General features: G+C 48.9%; 11 protein-coding genes and 2 tRNA genes. 9 read left to right on the forward strand and 4 right to left on the reverse strand.

Features of this window, described 5'->3' with window-relative positions; all coding sequences use genetic code 11:
• Positions 1-108 precede the first annotated feature (108 nt).
• Together NEPTK9_RS10050 and NEPTK9_RS08060 are read left to right on the forward strand one after the other, a co-directional pair.
• Complete coding sequence (locus tag NEPTK9_RS10050; RefSeq protein ID WP_194848323.1) at positions 109-342, forward strand: type II toxin-antitoxin system RelE/ParE family toxin; 234 nt, start codon at positions 109-111, stop codon at positions 340-342.
• A 230-nt stretch (positions 343-572) separates the two neighbouring features.
• Positions 573-878 (forward strand): HigA family addiction module antitoxin, encoded by a 306-nt coding sequence (locus NEPTK9_RS08060; protein ID WP_194848324.1) that lies wholly within the window; start codon positions 573-575, stop codon positions 876-878.
• Between the two features lies 1 nt (position 879).
• Here NEPTK9_RS08060 and yidD read toward each other — a convergent pair whose 3' ends face one another.
• Complete coding sequence (gene yidD, locus NEPTK9_RS08065) at positions 880-1,089, reverse strand: membrane protein insertion efficiency factor YidD (RefSeq protein ID WP_194848325.1); 210 nt, start codon at positions 1,087-1,089, stop codon at positions 880-882.
• Between the two features lie 50 nt (positions 1,090-1,139).
• Between yidD and NEPTK9_RS08070 the strand changes: the two genes are divergently transcribed.
• A tRNA-Leu gene (locus tag NEPTK9_RS08070) sits at positions 1,140-1,225 on the forward strand.
• A 193-nt stretch (positions 1,226-1,418) separates the two neighbouring features.
• Here the strand turns inward: NEPTK9_RS08070 and NEPTK9_RS08075 are convergent.
• Together NEPTK9_RS08075 and recO are read right to left on the reverse strand one after the other, a co-directional pair.
• Positions 1,419-2,864, reverse strand: coding sequence for an NAD-dependent succinate-semialdehyde dehydrogenase (locus NEPTK9_RS08075; protein ID WP_194848326.1), 1,446 nt, complete (start codon positions 2,862-2,864; stop codon positions 1,419-1,421).
• 19 nt (positions 2,865-2,883) lie between these two features.
• Positions 2,884-3,555 (reverse strand): DNA repair protein RecO, encoded by a 672-nt coding sequence (gene recO / locus NEPTK9_RS08080; protein WP_194848327.1) that lies wholly within the window; start codon positions 3,553-3,555, stop codon positions 2,884-2,886.
• Positions 3,556-3,617: 62 nt separating this feature from the next.
• Between recO and NEPTK9_RS08085 the strand changes: the two genes are divergently transcribed.
• Positions 3,618-3,691, forward strand: a tRNA-Arg gene (locus NEPTK9_RS08085).
• Positions 3,692-3,879: 188 nt separating this feature from the next.
• Positions 3,880-4,518 carry a hypothetical protein gene (locus NEPTK9_RS08090; protein ID WP_194848328.1) on the forward strand — a complete coding sequence of 213 codons (639 nt, stop codon included), beginning with the start codon at positions 3,880-3,882 and terminating at the stop codon, positions 4,516-4,518.
• Here NEPTK9_RS08090 and NEPTK9_RS08095 read toward each other — a convergent pair.
• Positions 4,508-5,062 (reverse strand): class I SAM-dependent methyltransferase, encoded by a 555-nt coding sequence (locus NEPTK9_RS08095; RefSeq protein ID WP_194848329.1) that lies wholly within the window; start codon positions 5,060-5,062, stop codon positions 4,508-4,510. The two genes, NEPTK9_RS08090 and NEPTK9_RS08095, sit on opposite strands and share 11 nt — an antisense overlap.
• Positions 5,063-5,146: 84 nt before the next feature.
• Between NEPTK9_RS08095 and hpf the strand changes: the two genes are divergently transcribed.
• The 4 genes from hpf to NEPTK9_RS08115 are packed head-to-tail and all read left to right on the forward strand — an operon-like array spanning position 5,147 to position 9,026.
• Positions 5,147-5,773, forward strand: coding sequence for a ribosome hibernation-promoting factor, HPF/YfiA family (gene hpf, locus NEPTK9_RS08100; RefSeq protein WP_194848330.1), 627 nt, complete (start codon positions 5,147-5,149; stop codon positions 5,771-5,773).
• The gene (locus tag NEPTK9_RS08105) at positions 5,739-6,161 is read left to right on the forward strand and encodes a type I restriction enzyme HsdR N-terminal domain-containing protein (RefSeq protein ID WP_194848331.1); all 423 of its coding nucleotides are present in this window, start codon (positions 5,739-5,741) and stop codon (positions 6,159-6,161) included. The genes hpf and NEPTK9_RS08105 overlap by 35 nt, the downstream gene beginning before the upstream one ends.
• Complete coding sequence (locus NEPTK9_RS08110; RefSeq protein ID WP_194848332.1) at positions 6,149-7,393, forward strand: 6-hydroxymethylpterin diphosphokinase MptE-like protein; 1,245 nt, start codon at positions 6,149-6,151, stop codon at positions 7,391-7,393. The genes NEPTK9_RS08105 and NEPTK9_RS08110 overlap by 13 nt, the downstream gene beginning before the upstream one ends.
• A complete protein-coding gene (locus NEPTK9_RS08115) occupies positions 7,386-9,026 on the forward strand; it encodes a 6-hydroxymethylpterin diphosphokinase MptE-like protein (protein WP_194848333.1) in 1,641 nt (546 codons plus the stop codon). The genes NEPTK9_RS08110 and NEPTK9_RS08115 overlap by 8 nt, the downstream gene beginning before the upstream one ends.
• The last annotated feature ends 661 nt before the right edge of the window (positions 9,027-9,687 follow it).

Genomic DNA, 9,687 nt, shown 5'->3' on the forward strand with positions numbered 1-9,687 from the left:
GGAAACCAGGGCAATCTGGTTTCCTTACTCTTTCACTTTTTCCTGAACAACAAGCCCCTTATTTTTTTAAGTCTGCATACTTAGTTGGATGAAAGATACCACCGATAAATGTGCGAACTTTTTACCTGTAAAGGTGAACAAGGCCGATTTTTTAACTTGGGACAGGTTTCTAAAAAATCAGGTTGGGTTTCGATCAAGAGAATTGCACAGCGAAAGCTAGATATGCTTGATTATGCAATAAGCCTCAGAGATTTAAAGAATCCGCCGAACAATCATTTAGAAGCTTTGAAGGGAGATTTAAAAGGTTATTATAGTATAAGGAGCCAATTGCAAAATTACTGATGATCGCTTTTCGGCTCTTTTCACAAATTTTGCCGTTTGATGCAAACACCCTACCCTAAAGGGTATGTGATTTTGCATCAAACGGCAAAATTTGCAAAAATCTTCCAAAAATCGATTAATCAGTAATTTTGCAATTGGCTCTAAGGATAAATCAAAAGTGGCGGATTATCTTTCGATGGAATGTCCAGCCCTATGATGTTCAAATCATTGATTATCATTGAGGAGGTAATATGAAACAGATGCGACGGAAACCTACAACACCTGGTGAAATTTTGCATGAGGAGTTTTTAGTTCCTTTAGAAATTTCTCAAAGAGAACTGGCGGAGCATATTGGTTGTGATGTCAAAGTCATTAACCGCATTGTGAATGAAAAGTCTCGTGTTACCCCTGAAATGGCTTTAAAGCTTTCCCAAAGCTTTGAAACAACTCCTGACTTTTGGTTGAATGCTCAGATGGCTGTTGACTTGTGGAGAGCTCCGAGAAAGAAAAACATTCCTTCAATGTTACGGAGACAAAGGTCAAGGGCTCTCCGCTAGATCACGGAAGAGGGTCACACCCTCCGGAGTGCCATGGGTTGCACTTCAAGATGCGGCGCATGGTCAAATAGCTTCCCTTAAAGACCCCATATTTTTTAAATGCAGCGATTCCATATTCCGAGCAGGAGGGGTGGAAGCGGCACTGTCCCTGGGTAAAAGGGCCAAGCGTCCACTGGTAAAGCCTAATCAAACCCACAAATAAAAACTTCAAAGCTTGCCTCAATTCTAATTTATTGGTATGGTAACCTATTCCTAACTTTTGCGGAAGTGGTGGAATTGGCAGACACGCTACCTTGAGGTGGTAGTGAGGGTAATACCTCTTGGGGGTTCAAGTCCCCCCTTTCGCATATCTTTTGAAGATGTAAAGCGGCTTTACATTGAAACCCCTGATTGCTACCTACTATCAACTGCTTGAATTTTTCTTTTTCTCCAGGTACAGATGGGCACAATAACCCCTACTTTAGACAAGTATGTGGTCATTGTGCCCCCATGAACCTGAAAAAAAATCGAAAATCCCTTCATAGGTAGTAATCAGGGGTGTTAAGACTTCACACCAGCAATGATCAGAGACTTCGTTTCGCAGTAGTTTTCCAGACTGCCGCGCACCCCATTTTCCCTCCCGAGACCCGACTCTTTCCAGCCGCCGAAGGGGAGCGTCTCAGCAACTACATCGGTGGTGTTCACACCCACAGCGCCCGCTTCGAGTGCTTCAGAGGCCCGCCAGGTGCGGCCGATGTTTTCACTAAAGAGGTAGGCAGCGAGGCCATAGTTCGTATCGTTAGCCATTTGAATCGCTTCCTCCTCGGAGGAGAAGCGGTAAAGGGCGGCAACGGGACCAAAAATCTCATTGGAGTAAAGATCCATGTCGGGGGTCACATCGGTGAGAAGGGTGGGCTCATAAAAGAGGGGGCCCATCTTGCTGCGTGCGCCGCCAAGGATGGCGGTTGCCCCTTTGGAAAGGGCTTGATCGACGAGTGCCTCACACTTGGCAATGCCCTCTTCGTTAATGAGAGGTCCCACCACGGTGTTGGGGTCCATTCCATCGCCGAGACGGAGGTGTTCTTCCATCATCGCTTGGAACTTTTTGGCAAAGGAGTCGTAGACATCTTTGTGAACGAGGAACCGGTTGATGTTGTTACAGCACTGCCCGGCGTTGTAAAACTTAAACCAGAAGGTTCCTTGCACCGCTTTGTCGACATCGGCATCATCGAAGATCAAGGCAGGGCAGTTTCCGCCGAGTTCCATGGTGACATTTTTCACCTTAGTGCTCGAAGCGCTAATGAGTTTTTTTCCCACTTCGGTCGAGCCGGTAAAGGTCAATTTGCGGACGAGGGGATGGTGGGTGAGTTCGCAACCCACTTCGGTGGGATCTTTGCAGGTTAACACATTGAAAATGCCAGGGGGAAAGCCCGCCTCTTCAGCAAGGACAGCGAGTGCTAGAGCAGAGAGGGGAGTGTCTTCAGCTGGTTTAAGGACAACGGTGCAACCGGCAGCAAGGGCAGGAGCACACTTTTGGATCACCAAAACGGAAGGGAAGTTCCAGGGGGTGACCACACTCACCACGCCGACAGGTTGCTTGAGGGTCATGAAGCGACGATTGGGGTCAGGCGACGTTATCGTTAGACCGGTTATTCGAGCAGCTTCTGCGGCATGCCACTCGAAAAAGCCTTGGTTTCCCATCAGTTCATGGGTGGCTTGTTCATAAGGTTTTCCCTGCTCTTCGGTGAGAAGTTTGGCAAGCTCTTCCCAGTTTTCCTCCATCAATGTCCCCCACCGTTTCAGAAGGGCGCCCCGCTCTTTGGGACTCACCTCTCTCCACGATTGGAATGCTTTGTGGGCCCCTTCGATCGCCACTTGGGCCTCTTTGGTTCCCACTTCGGTGACATCGGCAATCTTTTTTCCATTAAAAGGGTTTAAGACAGGAAACGATTTTTTTCCCTTTACCCACTTTCCATTGATGTAGCTTTCTGTTCGAAGAAGTGTCATACCTCGGGCTATAGCACAGTCAATGTAGAGGTGCAAGTGTTTCAATCCCTTTAAGCAAAGAAGGGGGAAGCTCAAGGTCTAGGAGGGGCTGGAATTGCCGGGCATGAAAGAGGAGCAAAAGTTGCTCCCACTCCTCCTGAGAAAAGGGAAAGGACATTCCGCTACTACAATTTACACACCGACTTTCTCCATCGACAACGCGCGTTGCGGCAGCTTTTTGACAGTTTAGACAGGTAGGCGCAAGGGCAAGGAGCCCCTCAGCTTTGAGAAACTTGAGCTGAAACGTTGCCCATAAGGTTTTGGGATGGGAAGCATTTGGCAGCGCCTTCAAAAAAGAAGTGAGTAGGGCATAAAGTCTCTCAGAACTTTTTCCGGGAAGCTGAGAGTGTAAAATCGTCAGCGCCATCTTTGATCCAACTTCTAAAAGGGAGTAAGACTTCCGCAAGGGGAGGTGCATGTCCAAAATGGTTCCATCGATGAAGCGGTAGAGGTCGGAGCGCCCTTTGCGGAAGACGAACTCGGCGCGGCATAAGGGGGTCGTGAGGTTCACCAGCGCTGGGCGGGTCCGCGACAGCCCCCGGACATAGAGGCTCATCACCCCCCGACCGGGGGTAAAAAGGGTCAAAATACGATCGTTTTCTTTATGGGGGATAGCCCTCAGGACAATCCCTTCGCTTCGCTCTTCATTCATCTCAATCAAAGAATAAAGTAGATTTGCATTTTATTCCTAATTTTAAGTAAAATGGACTGTCTGCACCGATAGCTCAATTGGATAGAGTACCTGACTTCGGATCAGGTGGTTAGAGGTTCGAGTCCTCTTCGGTGCGCTTTTTGCCCTTCATGAATGAGCGCTGCCATGGCTTCATCTAACACCATCCAACATTTTTACTTCCATGAGTCTGGAATTAGTCCCAACAGAAGGATTAATTTTGAGGTCAATCAGACAGTCACCGCTACGGTAGAAGTCAAAGCTCTCGGAAAGTGGAAACAAATCGGAAAGCTTGGTGAAAAGGCTATGGTTATTGAAGGAGCGACAGCTGATGAGAATCTAGAGATCTTTATAAAGGCAAAAAAAACAGGAGAAGTAGCTAAATACCCCCTAAATAAAAATTTTGGTGAGGTTTCTTTGCAAAAAAAGGTTAAAATACTAAAACTTAAAGAGTGGGCGATTGAGCCCCATAATACAATAGGGAGCGACCCTTCTTATGAAAAGGTGGATCGCCTCCTTTTTTATAAAAGCTCCACAGAAAAAACTGAAGGTAAGTTGCCACCGGGGCTGATTGAGACCTATCATTATTTTCATGCTAAGGCAGAAAGACGCATTCACTTTTTGCGCAGAGAGGGCAGAGTCGTTGCTAAAGCCGAAGTTAAGGATGAGCCTTGGCAAGGCACATCAACCATTGATGAAAAGGATATTGTAGTGGAGACGGCATCTAATACAGAGAAGCTCAAAATGCTTTGTGAGGCAAGAGCGATAAAGCAAGAACCTAATTATCCAACCTATAAAACTTTTGCAGAACTTTCTTATGAAGAAAAAGAAAAGATCATCAAAAATTTAGAACCTGAAGGCCCCTGGAGGATTAGTCTTAAAATCAACATAGACAATCCGATTGGCTTTGAAAGGCCTGTACATATCGAATTTTTTAGGTGGTAGTAAGATAGAACCACACCTCATCTTGTCCTAGAAAAGCTTCCTCCCCAAAGAGCTCATCGACCGCTTGCTTCACGCCTGGAAGGCGGGGGCGGCCGTAGTTATGTCCTGAGAGAATTCCCCCGGGACGCACCTTTTCTTTCCACGTCAAAATATCTTGACGAATTGCTTCGTAAGCGTGGTTTGCATCGATAAAAACAAGATCCACATTATCGGGAACGAGGGGAGCCGCTTCATGACTCATTTTTTGAATCAAGGTGACCTTTGGATCATCGGCAAAAAGGGTTTGGACGCGGCGGAAGGCTTTGGCATAGGTCTCTTCCAAGTCGGAAACAGCACTTCCCGATTGAAGGTAGTGGGGGTCAGGCTTCCAAGGGTCGATCAGATAGAGGTGGGCATCGGGGAACTGTTCCCGAAGGACCTGAGCATTTTTTCCGCGGAAGACCCCAATTTCTACAATGGTCTTCACCTCAATAGCGTGGATCCAAGAGAGATATTTGAGGTAGCAGCCCCGATGTTTTCTAATCAGCAGTGAAGGTAAATCCATAGGAGAATAATACCGTAAGGGAGATTTTTTTGGAGAAAAAATCTTTCGATCTGTTAGGATGAGGGGTCAATCAAGAGGTACCATATGAGTGACAATACGAAGAAGTTTGATGACCAAGAATATACCATTTCCATCATGGGGAAACACATTGAGATCACGAATCCGATCCGTGCCTATGTGGAAGAAAAAATTGGAAAGATCGAGTCCCTTTCGACCCACATCATCGACATCAAAGTGTCTTTAGATGTTCAAAAGCTCAACCATTCGGTGGATATCATCATGAAGTTTTCCCACTTCAAGATTAAAGTCCATGCGATCACTGAAGACCTTTACTCTTCGATCGATAAGGCCTTTGGGCGGCTCTACACCAAGCTCAGAAAGTGGAAGAGCCGGATCCAGGACCACCACGCGAAGGGTGTGTCAGTGACCGAGATGGAGGTGAACGTCCTTGAGCATGCCGAACATGAGATCGAAGAGATTAGCCAAGAGATCATCGATGAAAATAACCGCGCTGTTGAAGAGGCCTACGCCCTTCCCAAGGTGATAAAGCAAAAAAGGCGCCCCCTAAAAATACTCACCATAGAAGAGGCGGTGATGAAAATGGAGCTTTCAAACGATAACTTCATGGTCTACCGCTCCGAAGAAGAGCAAGCGCTTAAGGTGATTTACCGAAGACGTGACGGCAGCTATGGTGTCATGTCCCCAGCGTAATCAGGTCTTTGACCCGATTCGGAAAAAATGGGTTGAGGCAACCCCCGAAGAAATCGTTCGGCAGAAAATCTTAAATCACCTGATCGGTTTGGGCTATCCTCCCCATACCATCGTTGTTGAAAAGGGGCTTCCTGAGGGAGCGCCTCGCCGCCGCCTCGATATTCTTTGCCTCGAATCAAAAACCCTCCGCCCTCTCCTCCTCATCGAATGTAAAAGCATCCCCATCCAAGAAAAGATGCTTGCCCAGATTGCAGGTTACAATAGCTTTGTGGGAGCGCCACTGATTTGCCTTGCCAATGAAGGGGAGTTTATGTTGCAGTGGGAAAAAGATGAAAGAGTTGTGGAGCATCTCCCCACCTATCAAGAGCTTGTCGAATGGACAACCTAGAAGAGCACCTCCTCCTTGCTACCTACCGGGACTTTGGGATCCCTGATCTCACCAACGTTTTTACCAACTTTCAAAAGGGGCAGCGCGCTGATGCCCTCGCAGGAAAATTTGAAGGAGTCCCCGCCATTATCTGCGGCGGCGGTCCTTCTCTTGAAAAAAGTATCCCTGCCCTAAAAAAAGTGGGTGATGGCGCTCTGGTTTTTGGAGGAGGCTCAGCTCTCAAAACCTTGTCTGCAGCAGAGGTGCCCATTCACTTTGCCGCAGCTGTTGACCCCGATGCGTGCCACAACTACTTCACAGCCCCCCTTTTTTACCAAAACCGGGTGAGCGCCACCTTTTTGTCCCTCTACCAAGGGCCCAAACTTTGCGTCGGCGATAGCGGAGCCTTTCCCTTAGAAGAGTGGCTCACCGATCTGCCCCAATGTGACGCAGGGTGGAACGTTTCCACCTTTGCTGCCGCCGTTGCCGCCGCCCTTGGCTGCAGCCCCATCTACTTTGTGGGGATGGATCTATGTGTCACCAGCCCCGATGGGAAGAAAAATCCGATCGATTGTACCGACCGAGAGGGGAATGTGGTCAAAACCCGCCCCGACTTTTTTATGGCCAAGCAGTGGCTAGAAGAATTTGCAAAAAAAGTCCCCTGTATCAATAGCTCCGAAGGGGGACTCGAGCTGGAGGGAATTCCGAACAAACCTCTTCCTACATTTAAACCCCTTCCCCTTCAAAAGAAGGTGAAGGAAGCGGTTGCAGCAGCCCCCTTGAATCCCCCTAGTGACAAGTTAAAAACCTTGGATGCAAGTGTTCAGCGCGTAAGGGGTATTTTAGACAACTACTTAAAAGCCCTAGAAGAAAACCGGAACCCCGTTTTGCACGATTATGAGCTCGGAGAGGAGCTTTTTTACCAGCGCCACCTCGAGCGTTTATGGAGGGTATGGGGACCGCAGCTTCAAGTTAAAGGTAATGCTTCCAAACTTCAAGAGGTGTTGTTTTATCAATCGGTGACAAAAGAGTTTGCTCAGGCAAGAGGAGAGCTGACCACCCGCTACTACCGCTCAGGAAAACTTTACAGCACTGAGCCCCATAAAGAGCAGGTTCCCCATGGGGTCCACGAATACTTTTATGAGGATGGAGCGGTCCGCTCGATCCTTCCCTACAAAGAAGGGAAGTTAGAGGGGACGGTGACCCTTTTTTGGCCAGATGGGACCAAAAAAAGGGAGGTCCGCTGTGGTTAAGGCCGCCCTTTTAGAAGAGAGGTATCCCAACCTCTCGTTTTTGCTCCGGGTGCACCCTTTTAAGCCATGCCCCTTAAGCGACAAAAGTGTCGACCTTCCCAAACAAGACCTTGAAGCGATCTATGTCTATGGCCTCAATGAAACAGCCTATCTTTCTTTAAAAACATGGCTATTAGAAAACCCCGAAAGAGAGCTGATTTTTTTAGAGGAAAACCTCGGCGCGCTCGATGCCTTTTTAGAAACCGAGCATGCCGGAGAAATCATCAACCATCCCCAAGTGCATCTCCGCTTCAATCTCGATAACAAAAGGCTCACCCCCTTTTTAGAGGAGTGTGCAGAGTCCTTTCCTTTTGAAAAAATTGCCGTGCTTTCTTCAGAAAAAACGTCCCGTTTTTACCGGATCCGCCTCAAGCTCCATCGCCTCACCACCATCCAACATGCCCTCTTTTTAGAGCGGTACTATTACCACCACCTTGTCAAAAACCTCGTCCCAAATTTTCGTCGCATGGACACCTCCTTCGATGGAAATGGGCTAAAAGGACAGTTTAAAAACGTCCCCGCCATCATCTGCGGCGCCGGCCCCTCTCTTTCAAACGATATCACAGCCCTCCGCACCCTCGATGATCGAGCCCTTATCATTGCAGGAGGCTCAGCCATTACCGCCCTTAGCAATCACAACATCCGCCCCCACTTTGGAATCGCGATCGATCCCAACGAAGAAGAGGTCGCCCGCTTCGAAAATAGCCGCGCCTTTGAGATGCCCCTTTTCTATGCCCCTCGTGTCCACCCCAAGATCTTTGACACCTTTAACGGTCCCCACGGCTACCTCAGCACCGGCACTGGAGGGCCCCTTGAAAAGTGGCTCGAAGAAAAACTCGGCCTGGGCCAAACGCCCCTTCAGCAAGGGTTTTCGATCGAAGCCCTTTCGGTGACCACCACCGCGATCGAGCTCGCTGCCACCCTCGGTTGCAGCCCCATTATCCTCCTTGGTGTTGACCTTGCCTTTACCGAAGGGAAGACCTACGCATCCGGGGTTATCGCAGACCCGACAGCTCCCCAAGAAAAGACCCTGAAACGGAAAGACATCTATGGAAAACCAGTCAACACCCTCATCAAGTGGGTGATGGAGTCCTCAGCCATTGCCACCTTTGCCAAAAACACCCCCCATCTCCAGCTCATTAACGCCACTTCCGGGGGGCTCGGCTTTACAAACATTCCAAACATGCCCCTGGCACAGTGCCCCCTCTCTCCTCCCACCGATCTCCGGAGCAAGGTGCACGAAGCGATCCAAACCCATCCCCTGCAGGTGAGCGCTGACGAAGTCAGCACCCACCTCGACATCCTTCGCGCTAGCCTTCTTGAAGCACGAGGGTACATTCAGATCGCCCTTGATGAGCTCGAGCGCATTAAAGGGGAAGACCGAGATCCAGAAACGGGGAAGGTAATCTTTGCACAGATGGAGCTTGAGACGCTCGATGCCTACACCTGTTTTTTAGAGGGGGCGGCACAAAGCTTTATTCCGCTGCTGATGCGGAAGTTCCGCACATCGACTGAGAATAAATGGGCCTTCCTCTTCTCGAAGTGGAAGGCCTATGAATCGCTTGTGGGGACTTTAGTAAGCTGCTTGACGTAGCCACTTTTCGGCATGGTTCAAAATAGGGTAACAATTTTTGGTCTTATGAAAGATGCGTCGGGGGCAAGCCCCCTGCTGCCCCCTTGAGCTTCAATCTGGCAAGCCAAATCGACCCTCCTCGGGGGGCCGTGCAAAGCACTGTTCCACCCCTCGTGCGGGGCGATTTTGCAGAGCCATTTTGAAGCCGCGGACAGCTCACCGCATGGCTTTTCTTCGCCTTCGGCTCTGAAGCCATGTCAGTTCACTGGAAAGGTTCTTTCCTAGAAAACCTTGCACATCTTTCACCAAGGAACAAGCCTCTTTTTTTTCCAGGTTTTTAGCCACTTACCATATTCGCTTTGCTCGACTTTCAGCTTAACAAAAAAAATCCACTGAACTGACACAGCTTCGGAGCCGAAGGCGAAGAAAAGCTACGTCGTGAAGTGTCCACGGCTTCAAGATGGCTCTGCAAAATTGATCTGAACGAGGGGTGGAACAGTGCTTTGCACGGCCCCCCGAGGAGGGTCGATTTGGCTTGCCAGATTGAAGCTCAAGGGGGCAGCGGGGGGCTTGCCCCCGACGCATCTTTCATCCAACTAAGTATGCAGACTTAAAAAAATAAGGGGCTTGTTGTTCAGGAAAAAGTGAAAGAGTAAGGAAACCAGATTGCCCTGGTTTCCTC

The organism is Candidatus Neptunochlamydia vexilliferae, assembly GCF_015356785.1.
GTDB classification, from domain to species: domain Bacteria; phylum Chlamydiota; class Chlamydiia; order Chlamydiales; family Simkaniaceae; genus Neptunichlamydia; species Neptunichlamydia vexilliferae.

Bases quoted from the DNA above. Each gene is read 5' to 3' on its own strand.
- NEPTK9_RS08095 (WP_194848329.1), bottom strand. From the start codon at position 5,062: ATGGATTTACCTTCACTGCTGATTAGAAAACATCGGGGCTGCTACCTC.
- NEPTK9_RS08075 (WP_194848326.1), bottom strand. From the start codon at position 2,864: ATGACACTTCTTCGAACAGAAAGCTACATCAATGGAAAGTGGGTAAAG.
- NEPTK9_RS08110 (WP_194848332.1), top strand. From the start codon at position 6,149: ATGGACAACCTAGAAGAGCACCTCCTCCTTGCTACCTACCGGGACTTT.
- hpf (WP_194848330.1), top strand. From the start codon at position 5,147: ATGAGTGACAATACGAAGAAGTTTGATGACCAAGAATATACCATTTCC.
- recO (WP_194848327.1), bottom strand. From the start codon at position 3,555: ATGAATGAAGAGCGAAGCGAAGGGATTGTCCTGAGGGCTATCCCCCAT.
- NEPTK9_RS08060 (WP_194848324.1), top strand. From the start codon at position 573: ATGAAACAGATGCGACGGAAACCTACAACACCTGGTGAAATTTTGCAT.
- NEPTK9_RS08090 (WP_194848328.1), top strand. From the start codon at position 3,880: ATGGTTATTGAAGGAGCGACAGCTGATGAGAATCTAGAGATCTTTATA.
- NEPTK9_RS10050 (WP_194848323.1), top strand. From the start codon at position 109: ATGTGCGAACTTTTTACCTGTAAAGGTGAACAAGGCCGATTTTTTAAC.